This is a genomic window from Kitasatospora sp. NPDC086791 (genome assembly GCF_040685975.1).
GTDB lineage: Bacteria > Actinomycetota > Actinomycetes > Streptomycetales > Streptomycetaceae > Kitasatospora.
This window is the reverse complement of sequence record NZ_JBFBOC010000001.1, coordinates 487,955-503,844: the sequence shown is the minus strand read 5'-3', so window position 1 is coordinate 503,844 and position 15,890 is coordinate 487,955. Positions and strand designations below refer to the sequence as shown.

The window sequence follows — 15,890 nt, the reverse complement described above, 5'->3', positions numbered from 1 at the left end:
GATCCGGTGTATTCGAACGCTGGTTACCGGGCCGTAAAGGCCGATAGAGTCCTGGAGAAAAACATGGGGAATTCCCCTTCGGAAAACCTGCCGGAAACTCTCGACGACCTGCAGCTCGCGGTGGATTCGCTGGCGGCGTTCCCGTCCCGGAACGCGCCCGGCGGCTCGGACGTGACCGAGCGGCTCGCGGCGGTCGCCGAGTTGTGCCGCTCGGTGGACGCGGTGCTCGACAGCCTGGTCGTCCAGGCGGCCGCGGAGGCCGCCGAGGAGGGGTGGACCGCGGCCCGGATGGCGGCCGAACACTCCGCGTACTACGCCAGGTTGCAGCGCGCGCTGCTCCCCGCGGGGGCCGGCGCCGGGCTGACGCAGCAGTGAGCGCGGTGCACCTGGGCGCGCACGTGCTGGCCTGCCCCACCCGGTGGAGCGACGTCGACGAGAACGGGCACATCAACAACGTCCGGCTGGTCGGCTACGTCCAGGAGGGGATTTACGACCTGTTCCGCCACCACGCGACCGCCGTCCGGGAATCGCTGTTCCCGTCCGGATTCATTATCGCGCGGCACGAGATCGATTATCTGGAACAGTTGCACCACCGGCCCGAGCCATTGTCGGTACGACTCACCGTGGCCCGGCTCGGGCGGAGTTCCGCACATGTCGAGGTGAATGTCTGCCGGGATCGGCTCACGTTTATGCGGGCGCGGACCGTGGTGGTCGCACGGGACCGCGAATCCGGCCGTTCGCGCACCCTGAGCCCGAACGAGCGGCGCTTTCTCTCGACGTTTATGCCGGACGCCGCGCGCGCCGAGGGCGGCGCCCTGGCCACCGCGACGGCGACGGCGCCGGCACAGCGCGTGCCGGCCGGGGTCGCGGGCGGCGGGGTCCCGTCCTCGCGGCGGCCGCGCCGGCGGTGTCGCGCCTCGGCGGGCTGAGGGCGAGCCGAGGCCGGGCCCGAGGAGAGCGGGCCGGTTCCCGGGGCGCCGGGCCGCGTTACGCTGAGCAGCACGGGCACCGGTACGTCCCACGGTGGTCGCGGGCTGCCATGACACCTCCCCCTGGCCCGGGCGCCGAGCGCCGTCGGTCCTGCCGGATCCCGCCGACCGGAAGGAGGACGCGATGACCATCTCCTGGGAGGACTTCCTCGCACGCGTCGTGGAGCGCGGCGAGTACCGGGGGGAGGCGGAGGCGGACCACGCCACCCGGATCGTGCTCGCCCTGCTCGGCGAGCACCTGGTGGGGTCGGAGCGGATCGAGCTCGCCGAGGCGCTGCCCGGGACGTACGCCCCGCTGCTGCGGGACGCGAGGCCCGCCGCCGAGCCGCTGACCGCCGAGCGCTTCGTCCAGGGCGTGGTCGGGTGGATCGACGGGGCGACCCCCGCGACGGCGCAGTGGGACATCGGGGCGGTGCTCAGCACGGTCTGCGACCTGGTCCCCGGGGAGCTGATCGACCGGCTGGTCGAGCAGCTTCCGGACGGTTACGACCTGCTGTTCGGGCATCCCGCGTCGGCCTGAGCGGTCCGGTCGGCCGCCGCCGGTCGGCCGTTACCGGGCGGTGTGCGGCCGTCCGGTGGTGGCCCGGAACAGCTCCGCGCCCGGGCCGGTCAGCCCGACCGGTCCGGCGCCCGGGCGCAGGTAGGCGGACGCCCCCGCCGGAAGCGTGAGTTCGGCGCCGTCGGGCGCGCGCAGCCGGGCCCGCCCGGAGACGCAGAGCAGGATCTGCGGGGTGGGGAGGTCGATCCGGGCGGCGGTGGCGCCGGGGCGTAGGCGGGAGAGCCTGAACTCCTCGGCGGGGGAGGGGAATTCCTGCTCGGAGTAGTCGCCGCCGGCGGTGCCGGTGGGGCCGCCGTCGATCGGGTGCGGGGCGAGCAGGTCGGGCGCGCCGGGGCGGAAGGAGGTGACCGCCAGCAGGCCGTCGACGTCGATGTGCTTGGGGGTGAGGCCGCAGCGCAGCACGCTGTCCGAGTTGGCCATCAACTCCACGCCCAGGCCCCGGAGATAGGCGTGCGGCACCCCGGCGCCCAGGTACAGCGCCTGCCCGGCGGTGAGCCGGACGTGGTTGAGCAGCAGCGCGGCGATCAGTCCGGGGTCGCCCGGGTACTGGCCGGCGATGCGGGCGTAGGCGGCGCAGGCCTCCGCGTACCGGCCGCCCGTCGCCGCCGCGTGAGTCAATGCCCTTGCTACGGAGGCGAGTTCGGCTGAGGCGGGGCGGTCGGCGGCGAGCGTGCTCCGCAGCAGTGCCGGCAGGACCTCGGCGGAGGGCCGGGCGCGCAGTGCCGCCGCCCACGGCGCCAGCAGCGGCAGGTCGAGCAGCTCCAGCAGCCCGGCCGCGTCGGCGGTCGGGCGGAAGCCGCACAGGGCCTCGAACTCGCCCAGCGCGCAGAGGAGTTCCGGTTTGTGCCCGCGGTCCTTGAAGACCCGCTCCGGCGCGTCCGACGGGACGCCCCGGGCCTCCTCCGCCGCGTACCCGGCCTCGGCCTGCGCGCGGGTCGGGTGGACCTGCAGGGAGAGCGCCCGGTCGGCGGCCAGCACCTTGAACAGGAACGGCAGCCGAGGGCCGAACCGCCGTACGGTGTCCGGACCGAGCAGGGCGTCCGGGTCCGCGGCGATCAGCTCGTCCAGCGGCCGCGGGCCGTCGGGGCCGGACACGGACGACGGCGCCGACGGGTGCGCGCCCATCCACAGTTCGGCCTGCGGGGTGCCGTCCGGCTCGGTGCCGGTGAGCGCGGGGAGGGCGGTGGGCGAGCCCCAGGCGTACCGGCGGACCGGGTTGTGCAGCAGGGCGAACGGCGGCATGCGGGTGGCTCCGGGGAGGTTCGGGCGGGAATGGTCCAGCGGCCGGGGTGATCAGGGGTGATCGGGGGTGATCGGGGGTGATCGACGGCCGGGGCGGTCCGACCACCCCGGTGGCTCAGCGGCAGAGCGCGGCGGCGCCGATCAGCCCGGCGTCGGTGCCGAGTTCGGCGCGGCGCACGTCGAGGCCGCGGAGGTACGGGAGGGTGGCGTAGCGGTCCAGGTGGCGGGCGAGCGGGACGAACAGCACGTCCCCGGCGGAGGCGACGCCGCCGCCGACGACCACCCGATCGAGGTCCACCAGGGCGGCCGTGGCGGCGATCCCGGCGGCCAGGGCCTGCGCGGCGCGGTCGAAGGAGGCGAGCGCGACCCGGTCGCCCGCGGCGGCGGAGGCGGCGACGGCGCGGGCCGAGCGGTCCCCGCCGTCGGGCCGCCAGCCTTCGGCGAGCGCGCGGCGGGCGATCGCGGTGCCGCTGGCCAGGCCCTCGAGGCAGCCGCGCGAGCCGCACGGGCAGGGCTCGCCGTCCAGGTCGACGGAGATGTGGCCGAGGTGCCCGGCGTTGCCGCTGGGGCCGGGCCGCACCGCGCCGTCGAGCACCAGCCCGGCGCCGACGCCGGTCGACACCACCAGGCAGAGCGCGTCGGCGGCGTCCCGGGCCGCGCCCTGCCAGTGCTCGGCGGCGGCCATCGCGACACCGTCCCCGGCGAGGCGGACGGGCAGCGCGCGGGCGGCCACCGCCGGGTGGGCGGCGACCCGGGCGACCAGCGGGAAGCCGCGCCAGCCGGGGATGTTGACCGGGCTGACGGTGCCGTCGGCGAGGTCGACCGGGCCGGCGCTGCCGATCCCGACGGCCGTCACGGCGGCCCAGTCGGGCGTGCCGGCGAGCCGGTCCAGCACCTCGTGCACGACCGCGAGCACGGCCGCGCCCGGTTCCGTCGCCGGGGTGGGCACCTGGAGCCGGTGCCGCAGCCGTCCGTCGCCGTCGACCAGCGCTCCGGCGATCTTGGTGCCGCCGACGTCGACGGCGGCGAACAGCGGGGTGGAAGGCACGGAGGGCTCCAGAGGGGTAGGGGGTGGCGCCCCGGCCGGTGAAGGCCGGGGCGCCGCACAGCGTAGGGCAGGCGTACGCCTACGCAGAGCAGGCCGGACGTGTGCGCAGAACAGCCGCACAGCGTGGACGGAGCAGCCGGACGGCGCGCGGCGCAGGCCCTAGCCGGCGCTCCGCAGCCGTAGGGTGACCAGCTCGAACGGGCGCAGCGCGAGGCGCACCGCGCCGTCCTCCACCACCACCTCGCCGCGGGTGCCGTCCCAGGGCCGCTCCAGCAGGTCGCAGGGGACGGCGTCGGCCAGCGGGAAGGAGGTGGTCAGCCGGCCCCGGGCGCGGCCGCCGCCCGCCTCGTAGACGCGGACGATCAGGTCCCCGCTGCGGTCGTCGGCGAGCTTGACGGCGCTCACCACCAGCGCGTCGTGGTCCAGCTCCACCAGCGGCGCGACCCGCTCGGCGCTGCCGGTGACCCGCCGCTCGGGCAGGCCGATCCGGTAGCCCTCGCGGACGGCGTCGCCGATCGCCGCGCCCGGGACGAGGGCGTGCCGGAACCGGTGCAGGCCCTGGTCGGTCTTCGGGTCGGGGAAGCGCGGGGCGCGCAGCAGCGAGAAGCGGACCGTGGTGGTGGTGCCGCCATCGGTGTCGCGCACCGTGCGGGTGACGTCGTGGCCGTAGGTGGAGGCGGTGACCAGGGCGACGCCCCAGCCGGGCTCGTCGAGGTGGACGAAGCGGTGGTTGCAGGCCTCGAACTTGGCGGCGTCCCAGCTGGTGTTGGTGTGGGTGGGCCGGTAGAGGTGGCCGAACTGGGTCTCGGCGGCGTAGCGGTCGGTGTGGAGGTCGAGGGGGAACGCGGCCTTGAGGAACTTCTCGGTCTCGTGCCAGTCCACCAGGGTCTCGAGGTCCAGCCGCTGCTCGCCCGCCCGCAGGGTGAGCGTCTGGACGGCGGTGGAGGAGCCGAAGGAGCGCACGACCCGGACGGAGACCTGCTCGGCCGTCTCCGAGAGGACGGTGAGCGAGTCCAGGTCGGTCAGGTCGGTGACGGTGTTGCGGTAGAACTGGTCGACGTCCCAGGCGTCCCACATGTTGGGGAAGTCGGGGTGCAGCTGGAGCAGGTTGGCGCGGGTGCCGGGGGCGACGGTCTCCCGGCCGCTCGCGACCTCGACCGCCGAGGCCACCAGGCCGTCGGCGTCCACCACGACGTCCAGCAGGCCGTTGCGCAGGAGGTAGCCGCCCTCGGGGCGCTCGGCCAGCGTGCAGCCCTCCGCCGGTGGAGCCACCACGGAGGCCCCGCCCGCCGCGACGGCGGAGCGCGCGTGCGGCGCCGCGTTGAACACCAGCTCGCGTCCGCCGGAGGGATCGCCGGCGAGGGCGCGTTGGGCCTGCCCGATCAGGTCCCGCAGCTCCCCGGCCAGCGCCGCGTAGGTCGCCTCGGCCTCGCGGTGGACCCAGGCGATGGACGAGCCGGGCAGGATGTCGTGGAACTGGTGCAGCAGCACGGTCTTCCAGATCCGGTCCAGCTGCTCGTACGGGTACTCCGCGCCGGTGCGCAACGAGGCCGTGGCGCACCAGAGTTCGGCCTCGCGCAGCAGGTTCTCGCTGTGCCGGTTGCCCTGCTTGGTCTTCGCCTGGCTGGTCAGGGTGGCCCGGTGCAGCTCCAGGTAGAGCTCGCCGACCCAGACCGGCGGGTTCGGGTACTCGGCCTCGGCCTTGGCGAAGAACTCGGCCGGCTTCTCCCAACGGACGGTGGCCGAGCCCTCCAGGTCCTTCATCCGGGCCGCCTTGGCGACCATCTCGCGGGTCGTGCCGCCGCCGCCGTCGCCCCAGCCGGTCGGGGCGAGCGAGTGTCGGGCCACTCCCTTGTCCTTGAAGTTCCGTGCCGCGTGGGCGATCTCGCTGCCCTTCATCGAGCAGTTGTAGGTGTCCACGGGCGGGAAGTGGGTGAAGATCCGGGTGCCGTCGATGCCCTCCCAGAGGAAGGTGTGGTGCGGGAACTTGTTCACCTGGCTCCACGAGATCTTCTGCGTCAGCAGCCACCTGGAGCCGGCGTTGCGGATGATCTGCGGCAGGCCGCCGGTGAAGCCGAAGGTGTCCGGCAGCCAGGCCTCGTGGTTCTCCACCCCGAACTCGTCCAGGAAGAACCGCTTGCCGTGCACGAACTGCCGGGCCATCGCCTCCGAACTCGGCATGTTGGTGTCGGACTCGACCCACATGCCGCCCGCCGGGACGAACCGTCCCTCGGCCACCGCCTTCCGGACCCGCGCGTACACCTCGGGGCGGTGCTCCTTGATCCAGGCGAACTGCTGTGCCTGGGACATGGTGTAGAGGAAGTCCGGCTCGTCCTCCAGCAGCGCGGTCATGTTGGCGGTGGTGCGGGCCACCTTGCGGACGGTCTCGCGCAGCGGCCACAGCCAGGCCGAGTCGATGTGCGCGTGGCCGATCGCGCTGATCCGGTGCGCGGACGGCACGGCGGGCGCGGCCAGTACCCCGGCCAGCTCCGAACGGGCCCGCGCGGCCGTCCCGTTGACGTCCTGCAGGTCCACCGCGTCCAGGGCCCGCTCGATCGCGCGCAGCAGCTCCCAGCGGCGGGCGCCGTCCACCGGCAGCTCGGCCATCAGCTCGCCGAGCACCTCCAGGTCCAGCACCAGCTGCCACACCGTCTCGTCGAAGACGGCGAGGTCCATCCGGGCCAGCCGGTACTGCGGCCGGTCGCCGGCCGTCTCCTTGTCGCCCAACTCGGTCGGCAGGAAGGGGTGGTAGTCCAGGATGACCGGGTTGGCGGCGGCCTCGACGTGCAGCAGCACCTGCTCGCCGCCGGCCGCCGGCGCGGCGATCCGCACCCACTGGTTCTGCGGGTTGAGGCCCTTCACCGGGGTGCCGTCCGGGCGGTAGACCAGGCCCTCGCACTGGAAACCGGGCATGTTGGCGTCGAAACCGAGGTCGATCAGCGCCTCGACGGTGCGGCCGGCCCAGGCGGCGGGCACCGTACCGGTCACGGTGATCCAACTGGTGCCCCAGGGCGCGCCCCAGGCGTCGCCGACCGCGATCGGGGTGCGCGGCGCGGCCAGGCCCTCGGCCACCGGGACGGGCTCGTCCGGAGCCGTCCAGATGCCGACCTCCAGTGGGACGGACTCGGGGTACACGGCCGGGCGGATGCGCTCGTCCAGGACGCGCTTGAGGCGGGACTCGACCAGGGTGCGGTCATCGTGCATGGCAGCGGGCTCCGTTGCGTGGCTGAGGGCGTGTGGCTGTCGGGGGTGTGGACCGGGTGCGGGCTGGGGGTTGCGGGGCGTGGCGGGGCTACCGGGACCGTACGTCGTCGGGGTGGACCACCTCGGTGATGCCGCGCGCGGCCAGGTGCGCCCGGTCCTCGGCGCGTTCGGCGAGCACGGTGGTCGGGCGGGCGCCCGCCTCGGCGAGGCGCATGAACGCCTCGTACACCGGGCCGCCGGGGCCGCAGACCGAGCGCTTCGGGGAGGTGGTCTCGTCGCCGGTGGCGACCACCACGGCGGTGCCGCGCGGCTTCGGCGGCTGCCAGCAGCGGCGGGCCTCGGCGGCGGCCCCGGCGAGCCGGGCACCGGCCGGTTTGACCGTCCGGTCGGTGGTCAACAGGCCCAGGCTGTACTCCAGTTCGGGGAAGTCGGCGAGCGAGCGGTCCACGTCGTGCGAGCACCACCAGGTGACGCCCCACAGGTCCGGGCAGTCCAGTACCGCCTCGACGGTGGCGCCGGTGAACCGCGCCGCGTCCTCCGGGGTGATGTGCGGGGCGGGCGCGCCGACCTCCTGCAGCCAGACCGGGCGGGCCGGGTCGTCCGCCCAGGCCTTGGACAGCTCGACCAGGTACGCGGCGTGCTGCGCGGTGGCGGTGGAGTGGGCGCCGTAGCGCTGGGCGGTGCCGTTGAACACCCAGGAGTGCACGGCGGTGGCGGCGCCGATCCGGGCCGAGTGCCAGGGCGTGAAAGGGTGTTCGTCCAGGTACCAGGCGGCGTCGTAGGAGGCGTGCAGGTGCAGCCGGCCGGGCGCGCCCTGCTCGCAGGCGTCCAGCATCCGGCGCAGCCAGGCCCCGGCCTCGGCGGGGGTGGCCCGGTCCGGGTCGGGGTGCGGCTCGCCGGAGAACTGGTTGATCTCGTTGCCGAGCGTCATCCCGAGGAAGTTGGGCCGCTCGCGCAGCGCCCCGGCGAGGGTGCGCAGGTAGGCGGCCTGACCGTCGATGACCTCGGGGTCGGTGAACAGGTTGCGCCGGTGCCAGGTCCGGGTCCAGGCGGGCAGGAAGTCGAAGCTCGACAGGTGGCCCTGCAGGCCGTCCACCGCGACGTCCAGCCCGCGCTCACCGGCCGCGTCGACCACGGCCACCAGCTGCTCGACGGCGCGCGGGCGGATCAGGGTGCGGTTGGGCTGGAACAGCGGCCAGAGCGGGAAGACCCGGACGTGGTCCAGGCCGAGGGCCGCGATCGAGTCGAAGTCGGCGCGCACGGCGTCGAGGTCGAAGTCGAGCCAGTGGTGGAACCAGCCGACGCTGGGGGTGTAGTTGACGCCGAAGCGGGGGGCGGTGGTCATCGGGTAGCTTCCTCGACTGGGTTGGGGCGTACGGACGGTGGCGCTATCCCTTGACGGCTCCCTCCTCGACGCCCTTGAAGAAGAAGCGCTGGCAGACGCCGAACACCACGACGATCGGCAGGAAGGCGATCATGGTGCCGGCCGCGATCAGCCGGGGGTTGGCGGAGAAGGTGCCGTTGAGGTACTGCAGCCCGACGGTGAGGGTGTATTTCTGCGGGTCGTTGAGCACGATCAGCGGCCAGAGGAAGTCGTCCCAGGCGCCGATGAAGGTGAAGATGACGATCACGCTGATCATGCCGCGCACGTTCGGCAGGCCGATGTGCCACAGCCGCTGCCAGACGCTCGCGCCGTCCACCAGCGCGGCCTGGTCGAGCTCGGCCGGGACGGCGGCGAAGGCGGTGCGCATCAGCAGCACGTTCAGCATGGCGATCGAGCCCGGGAGGGCGACGCCGGCCAGGGTGTCGGCCAGGCCGAGGCTGCGCACCAGCACGTACTGGGAGACGATGGTGACCTCGCCGGGCAGGACGAGCGTGGCGAGGAAGAGGCCGAGGACGAGCCTGGCGCCGCGGAAGCGCAGCCGGGCGAGGGCGTAGCCGGCCAGGGTGCAGCCGACCACGTTGCCGGTGATGCAGACCGCGGCGACGATCACCGAGTTGAGCGCGTAGGTCCACACCGGGATGGTGTCGGCGACCTTGCCGTAGTTGCCGAAGGTGGGCTGGTCGGGCAGGAAGGCCGGGGTGCGGGTGTAGACGTCCTCGGCCGGGCCCTTGAGGGAGGTGGACAGCTGCCAGAGGAAGGGGCCGATGACCAGGAGCAGGACGAGCAGCAGGAGCAGGTAGCGGGCGGCGGTCTGGGCGGGGGAGGGGGTGTTGAAGCCCCGGGAGCCCCCGGAGCCCCGGGAGCCCCGGGAGGGCTTTGCGGCCCGGGCGGCCCGGCCGGTCTGGGCGGTCTGGGCGGTCTGGTCGCGTTCGGCGGTTCGGTCGGCCTGGGTGGCCTTCGTCGGGAGGGTGCTCACGGGTTCAGGCCGCCTTCCGGTTCAGGCGCATCAGGAACAGCATCGGGCCGAGGGTGACGACGAACAGCATCAGGCTGAGCGCGGAGGCGTAGCCGAGGTGGCCGTTGAAGCCGCGGCTGTACATCTGGATCAGCATCACCACCGACATGTCCCGGCCGCCGGGGCCGCCCTGGCCGTTGGAGAGCACGTACAGCTCGGAGAAGACGCGCAGCGAGCTCACCGAGATCAGCGCGGAGATCAGGATCATGGTAGGCCGCACCCCGGGCAGGGTGACGTGCCAGAACCGGCTCAGCGACCCGGCGCCGTCCACCGCCGCCGCCTCGTGCAGCTCCCGCGGGACGTTGGCGAGGGCGGACAGGTAGATGACCATGTAGTAGCCGAGGCCCTTCCAGACGGTCAGGGCGATCGCGCTGAACAGCAGCAGCCAGCGGTCGGTCAGGAAGGAGACCGGGGAGTCGGTCAGCCCGCTCTGCTGCAGCAGACCGTTGACCAGGCCGCGGTCGTCCAGCACCCAGCCCCAGATCAGCGCGACCACGACGGCGGAGGCGATCACCGGGGTGTAGAAGGCGGTGCGGAAGAAGGTGATGCCGGGGATCCTGCGCTGGACGAGCAGCGCGAGAAGCAGCGGCAGGACGGTCAGCAGGGGCAGGCAGACCAGCATGAAGACGATGCTGTTGAGCAGGGCGTCGGCGAGCTGCGCGTCGTCCAGCAGCCGGCCGTAGTTCTCCAGGCCGGTGAACTGCCCGCCGCCCAGGGGCTTGGCGCTGGTGAAGGACAGGATCACCGTGTTGACGGCCGGCCAGAGGTTGAAGACGGCCAGCCAGACGATCGCGGGCCCGGCGAGCAGCCAGGGGGTGAACCAACGCCGGTGGGTCATGCGGTTGCCTTCCTGGGGCCTGGGTGGTGGTGCGGGTCATTCCCGGGAGCGGCGGGTGTGGGGGACCCGCCGCGTCGCCGGTACGGGGTGGGGCGGCTGTTCGTGCGGACGTTCGTGCCGACGTTCGCGTGGACGTTCGTGCTGACGTTCGGGTGGACGTTCGCGCGGATCAGCGTCCGGATGAGCGTTCGGACGCGCGTGCGGCCGTCAGCCCTTGAGCAGCTTGTTGCACTGCTCCACGGCGGTGTCCAGCGCCTGCTTGGAGCTCGCGTCGCCGCTGATGGCCAGTGCGATCTGTTGGTTGATGACGGTGCTCATGGCGTCGTCGACCTGCACGGGCTGGATCAGCTTGGCCTTGGCCAGCGAGGTGAACGCGATCACCTTGGCGTCGCCCGCGTTGGTGCCGTCGCTCTTGCTGAAGAACGGGTCGTCGGCGGAGGCCTTGGTGGACGGGAAGATGCTGGTCAGGTGGGCGAAGGCGGCCTGGTTCTCGGCGTTGGTGACCCAGCGGGCGAGGGCGACCGCGGCGGCCGGGTTCTTGGTGCTCTTCGGGATGGACACGCCCTGGACGTACATCGGCGGGGTGGCCAGCGCGGGGGAGGGGACGACCTTCGGGGCGAGGGTCGGGTTGTCGACGGCGAGGCTGGTGATGTAGTTGGCGCCGGCGGTCGTCCAGGCGGCGGTGCCGGCGTTGAACAGCTTGGTGTTGCCGGCGTAGGTGTTGGTGAGGACGTCCTTGGGGAGCAGGCCCTCCTTGAAGGCGTCGCGGTACTTGTCGAGCAGTGCGGCGGCCTCGGGGGTGTTGAAGGTGAAGGTCTTGCCGTCGTCGGACATGATCTTCACGCCGGCGTTGTAGAGGTCGCCGATGCCGGGCTTGCGGCTCATCAGGTAGGTCTGGCCGCCGGACTTCTCCTTCATCACCCGGGCCTGGGCGATCAGGTCGTCCAGGGTGGTCGGGGGCTTCTTCGGGTCCAGGCCGTTCTTCGTGAGGAGGTCCGAACTCCAGTAGTTCACATCGGTGTTGAGGTACCAGGGGTAGCCGAAGGTGCCCTGGAAGCCGGCGAAGCGGTAGGCGTCGACGCCGCCGGCGACGTACTCGTCGGCGAGCTTCGGGTCGGCCTTGGCGACGTCCAGCAGGAGGTCCTTCTTCGCGAGCGGAAGGGCGAAGTCGGGCGGGAGGTTGACCACGTCGGGCAGGGTGCCGGCGGCGGCCTGGCTGAGCACCTTGTCGGAGTAGCCCTCGCCGGGCTGGTCGAGCCATTCGACCTCGACGCCCGGGTACTTCTTCTTGAAGCCGTCGATGACGCCCTGCATGTAGTCGGTGAACTTCGGCTTGAGCGCCCAGGTCTGCAGCGAGACCTTGCCCTTGACCGCGCCGGTGGCGGCCGCACTCGCCACGGTGTCGCTGTCCTTGGTGTCGCCTGAGCCGAGTCCGCAGCCGGTGAGTGCGGCGGCGGTGAAGGCCGTTGTCGTCAGTGCCGCCCAGATTCTTCGCATGAGGGTCTCCCGGTCCTGGGGGTGGGTGGGGGATCGTGCCGAGTTCGGGGGTTCTTGTGGGTCTTCGGGGGTTCTCGGGGGTTCTCGGGGTGAGGCCGACGGGGGTCGTGCCGGATTCCGGAACCTGTCTAACTAAACCGGTCTAGCTATGCCAGGGACTATGCTCCCGCCTAAACTTGGATGTCAAGAGAGGAGTCGGGTTCTGTGGGCAGACCGACGATCGCCGACATCGCCCGCGAGGCCGGTGTCTCCAAGGGCGCGGTGTCCTTCGCGCTCAACGGCCGCCCGGGCGTGAGCGAGGCGACCAGGGCCCGGATCCTGCGGGTCGCGGAGGAGATGAACTGGCGGCCGCACAGCGCCGCGCGCGCCCTCGGCGGCGCCCGGGCCGACGCCGTGGGCCTGGTGATCGCCCGCCCGGCCCGGACCATCGGGGTCGAACCGTTCTTCAGCCAGCTGCTCTCCGGGCTGCAGGCGGTGCTCTCGGCCAGCTCCGTCGCGCTGCACCTGATGGTGGTCGAGGACACCGCCGCCGAGACGGAGGTCTACCGCCGCTGGGCCTCCGAGCACCGGGTCGACGGCTTCATCGTGGTCGACCTGCAGGTCAAGGACCCGCGGCTGCCGGTACTGGACGAACTCGGGCTGCCCGCCGTCGTGCTGGGCGGGCCCGGCAAGGGCGGCAACCAGCTGCGGATCTGGGCCGACGACCGGGAGGCGATGCTCTCGATCGTCGACTACCTGGCCGCCATCGGGCACCGCCGGATCGCCCACCTGGCCGGGCTGCCGCACTTCCAGCACACCCAGCGGCGGATCCGCGCGCTGCGCGACGCCTCGCGCCGGCTCGGGCTGGAGGAGGCCGTGTCGGTGCCCACCGACTTCAGCGACGCCGAGGGCGCGGCCGCCACCCGCACCCTGCTCTCCCGGGCCAGGCGGCCCACCGCGATCGTGTACGACAGCGACGTGATGGCCGTCGCCGGGCTCGGCGTGGCGGGGGAGATGGGCGTCGCGGTGCCCGGTGAGCTGTCCATCGTCTCCTTCGACGACTCGGTGCTCGCCCGAATCGTCCACCCGCCGCTGACCGCGCTCAGCCGGGACACCTTCGCGCTCGGCGAGCAGGTCGCCCGGAGCCTGCTGGAGGCGCTGGACGACGCCGGGCCCGAGCGGGACCTGCAGATGCCCACGCCGCGGCTGACCGTGCGGGAGTCCACCTCGCCGCCCGGTGTGTTCGTGCCGACGGATCCGGCCGGCGGGGCCGGCGGGGCTGTCGGGGTCGGCGGGGCCGTTGCCGGGTCCGCTGCTGCCGCCGGTGCCGCCCCCGGTTCGCTCCCCGGGGTGATTGCCGCGCGAGTCGTTGACAGGGGTTCTGAACCGGTTTAGCCTCGCAGCGCCGAGCGGCACCCGCTCGGCGCTCCGCCGCACCGGGCCGTACTTCCCCCGCGTGCCGCTGCCCGGCTCCCGCTGCGCCCGTACGTCGAGGAACCGCCGCAGCGGCGACGGCCCGCTGCGGTTCCCGCACCACCTGATCCAGCACCGGCACGCCCGCATGCACCCGGGCCCCCGTACGTGACGGCGGGCCCGCCCCCACCCTCCTCCGCTCGATCGGAGCCACCGCATGTCACGACGCCTACCCCTGCTGCTCAGCGCCGCCCTCGCGACGGCCGCGCTGACCTCCGCCCCTGCGGCCTGGGCCGAGCCGAGACCGGCCGGGGCACCCGCCGCCACCGTCGGCACTGCCCCCGGGGCCACCGGTTCGGCACCCGCCGCCACCGCCGGTCAGGGCAACCAGCCCTTCGCCTCGTACTGGTACCCCAACAGCATCCTGACCTGGGACCCGGCCACCGACCCGGACGCCCGCTTCAACCGCTCCCGCGTCCCGCTGCAGCCGCGCACCAGCGACCCGGCGCTCACGGCGAACCCCAACGCCCGTACCGGCGAAGGGAAGATCGCCTCACTGGTCTCCTTCGGCCCCACCTCCAACAACCCCTCGCAGGGCTCCGCCGATCCCAACTACTACGCCTTCGGCTACTGGCAGTACGTCGACAAGCTGGTGTTCTGGGGCGGATCGGCCGGTGAGGGCCTGATCCTCGCGCCCAACCCGACCGTCATCGACGCCGCCCACCGCAACGGCGTCAAGGTCTACGGCACCGTCTTCTTCCCGCCCGGCGCGTACGGCGGCCAGATCCAGTGGGTGCGCGACTTCGTCCAGAAGTCCGGCAGCCGCTACCCCGTCGCCGACAAGCTCGTCCAGGCCGCGCAGTACTACGGCTTCGACGGCTGGTTCATCAACCAGGAGACCGGCGGCGGCGATTCGGCCCTCGCCGGCGAGCTGCGCAACCTGATGCAGTACACCAAGGCGCAGAGCGGCACCGAGTTCATGTGGTACGACGCGATGACCACCTCCGGCGCGGTGAGCTGGCAGAACGCCCTCACCTCCGCCAACTCGCCGTTCCTGCAGGCCGGTTCCAAGCGAACCTCGGACTCGATGTTCCTGAACTTCGACTGGTCGGCGAGCGGCCTGAACTCCTCCCGGACACTGGCCCGACAGCTCGGCCGCAGCGAGTACGACCTCTACTCCGGCATCGACACCGAGGCCAACGGTTACAACACCGGCGTGGACTGGAGCGCACTTTTCCCGTCCGGTAAGCCGCACACCACCTCGCTCGGCCTCTACCGCCCCGAGTGGACCTGGAAGTCCGCGACCGACCGCGCCGACTTCTACGCCAAGGACGCCCGCTACTGGGTCGGCGCGAACAGCGACCCGTCCCGGATCGACACCTCGGCGAGCTGGCCCGGCCTGGCCGGCTACGTCGCCGAGTCCTCGCCGATCACGGCCAAGCCCTTCGTCACCACCTTCGACACCGGCCAGGGCGACTTCTACAACGCGGGCGGCACCCGGGTCGCCACCGGCGGCTGGAACAACCTCTCGCTCCAGGACGTCCCACCCACCTACCGCTGGGTGGTCGACTCGGCCGGCAGCAGGCTCACCCCGTCGGTCGACTTCACCGACGCCTACCAGGGCGGCTCCTCGCTGCGGCTGACCGGCACCCTCGACGCCGCCAACACCGTCCGGCTCTACCAGACCAAGCTGCCGGTCGCGGCGACCACCAAGCTGGACCTGGTGGTCAAGACCCCGGCGGCCGGGCCGACCAAGCTCAAGGCCGCCGTGGCCTTCACCGACGCACCGAACAGCTTCACCACGATCGACGTCGGCGCCGAGGCCGGCACCGGGTGGGAGCGCCACACCCTCGACCTCTCCCCGTACGCGGGCCGCACCATCGCCCAGATCGCGCTGCGGGTCGAGGGCTCCGATCCCTCGTACGACCTGCGGGTCGGCCAAGTCGCCCTCTACGACGGGGCGGTGGAGACCCCGGCGGCACCGGCCGGGCTCACCGTGCTCGGCGCGAGCGAGGTGACGCCGGGCGCCGCCCAGTCGCTGCGGCTGTCCTGGACGGCGGCGCCGGGCGGCAACGTCCACCACTACGAGGTGTACCGGCGCAACGCGGACGGCAGCCGGACCTTCCTCGGCGCGACGCCCAACGACGCGTACTTCGTCGGGCGGCTCGACCGGGCCGGCGGCGAGACCGCCACCACGCTGGACGTCGAGGCGGTGTCCACCACCTACGGGCGCTCCGACGCGGCATCCACCACGGTGAGTTGGAACGGCACGCCGTCCACCGCCGGCAACCTGGCGCTGAACCGCCCGGCCACCGCCTCCGGCCAGTGCAACGCCAACGAGGGCCCGGCCAAGGCCGTCAACGGCAGCGTCAGCGGCGGGAACGGCGACAAGTGGTGCACCCTGAGCTCCGCCAAGTGGCTCGAAGTGGACCTCGGTTCGGCGAAGCGGCTGACCAAGTTCGTGGTCAAGCACGCCTCGGCGGGTGGCGAGAGCTCCGCGTACAACACCCGCGACTTCTCCGTCCAGGTCCGGTCCACCACCACCGACCCCTGGACGACGGTCGCCGACGTCACCGGCAACACGGCCGGCACCACCACGCACGCGGTGAGCACGACCGCCCGGTACGTCCGCCTGGTGGTCACCAAGCCCACCCAGACCACCGACCCGGCCGCCCGCATCTACGAGTTCGAGGCCTGGGGCGCGTAGCGCCCGCCCGCCCCG

General features: G+C 72.9%; 12 protein-coding genes. 5 read left to right on the top strand and 7 right to left on the bottom strand.

What is annotated here, in order from left to right; all coding sequences use genetic code 11:
- Nucleotides 1–63 precede the first annotated feature (63 nt).
- The 3 genes from AB0Q99_RS01925 to AB0Q99_RS01915 all read left to right on the top strand — a co-directional run bounded on the left by AB0Q99_RS01925 (nucleotide 64) and on the right by AB0Q99_RS01915 (nucleotide 1,509).
- A complete protein-coding gene (locus AB0Q99_RS01925; protein ID WP_363567442.1) occupies nucleotides 64–375 on the top strand; it encodes a hypothetical protein in 312 nt (103 codons plus the stop codon).
- The gene (locus tag AB0Q99_RS01920) at nucleotides 372–929 is read left to right on the top strand and encodes a thioesterase family protein (protein ID WP_363567441.1); all 558 of its coding nucleotides are present in this window, start codon (nucleotides 372–374) and stop codon (nucleotides 927–929) included. The genes AB0Q99_RS01925 and AB0Q99_RS01920 overlap by 4 nt, the downstream gene beginning before the upstream one ends.
- Nucleotides 930–1,113: 184 nt before the next feature.
- Entirely contained in the window at nucleotides 1,114–1,509 is a 396-nt protein-coding gene (locus AB0Q99_RS01915; protein ID WP_363567439.1) for a DUF2267 domain-containing protein, read from the top strand.
- Between the two features lie 30 nt (nucleotides 1,510–1,539).
- On the opposite strand, the gene manA is transcribed toward AB0Q99_RS01915, so the two are convergent.
- The 7 genes from manA to AB0Q99_RS01880 form a co-directional block, all read right to left on the bottom strand.
- Nucleotides 1,540–2,790 carry a mannose-6-phosphate isomerase, class I gene (manA, locus tag AB0Q99_RS01910; protein ID WP_363567437.1) on the bottom strand — a complete coding sequence of 417 codons (1,251 nt, stop codon included), beginning with the start codon at nucleotides 2,788–2,790 and terminating at the stop codon, nucleotides 1,540–1,542.
- A 115-nt stretch (nucleotides 2,791–2,905) separates the two neighbouring features.
- Nucleotides 2,906–3,838 (bottom strand): ROK family protein, encoded by a 933-nt coding sequence (locus AB0Q99_RS01905; RefSeq protein WP_363567435.1) that lies wholly within the window; start codon nucleotides 3,836–3,838, stop codon nucleotides 2,906–2,908.
- Between the two features lie 159 nt (nucleotides 3,839–3,997).
- Complete coding sequence (locus AB0Q99_RS01900; protein WP_363567433.1) at nucleotides 3,998–7,042, bottom strand: glycoside hydrolase family 38 C-terminal domain-containing protein; 3,045 nt, start codon at nucleotides 7,040–7,042, stop codon at nucleotides 3,998–4,000.
- Between the two features lie 88 nt (nucleotides 7,043–7,130).
- Nucleotides 7,131–8,387: a glycosyl hydrolase gene (locus AB0Q99_RS01895; protein ID WP_363567432.1), complete on the bottom strand. Its 1,257-nt coding sequence runs from the start codon at nucleotides 8,385–8,387 to the stop codon at nucleotides 7,131–7,133.
- A 43-nt stretch (nucleotides 8,388–8,430) separates the two neighbouring features.
- Nucleotides 8,431–9,402 carry a carbohydrate ABC transporter permease gene (locus tag AB0Q99_RS01890; protein WP_363567430.1) on the bottom strand — a complete coding sequence of 324 codons (972 nt, stop codon included), beginning with the start codon at nucleotides 9,400–9,402 and terminating at the stop codon, nucleotides 8,431–8,433.
- 4 nt (nucleotides 9,403–9,406) lie between these two features.
- Nucleotides 9,407–10,279 carry a sugar ABC transporter permease gene (locus tag AB0Q99_RS01885; RefSeq protein ID WP_363567428.1) on the bottom strand — a complete coding sequence of 291 codons (873 nt, stop codon included), beginning with the start codon at nucleotides 10,277–10,279 and terminating at the stop codon, nucleotides 9,407–9,409.
- 207 nt (nucleotides 10,280–10,486) lie between these two features.
- Nucleotides 10,487–11,776 (bottom strand): sugar ABC transporter substrate-binding protein, encoded by a 1,290-nt coding sequence (locus tag AB0Q99_RS01880; protein WP_363567426.1) that lies wholly within the window; start codon nucleotides 11,774–11,776, stop codon nucleotides 10,487–10,489.
- 204 nt (nucleotides 11,777–11,980) lie between these two features.
- Between AB0Q99_RS01880 and AB0Q99_RS01875 the strand changes: the two genes are divergently transcribed.
- Both AB0Q99_RS01875 and AB0Q99_RS01870 read left to right on the top strand, forming a co-directional pair.
- Complete coding sequence (locus AB0Q99_RS01875; RefSeq protein WP_363567424.1) at nucleotides 11,981–13,150, top strand: LacI family DNA-binding transcriptional regulator; 1,170 nt, start codon at nucleotides 11,981–11,983, stop codon at nucleotides 13,148–13,150.
- A 235-nt stretch (nucleotides 13,151–13,385) separates the two neighbouring features.
- Nucleotides 13,386–15,875, top strand: coding sequence for a discoidin domain-containing protein (locus AB0Q99_RS01870; protein ID WP_363567423.1), 2,490 nt, complete (start codon nucleotides 13,386–13,388; stop codon nucleotides 15,873–15,875).
- The last annotated feature ends 15 nt before the right edge of the window (nucleotides 15,876–15,890 follow it).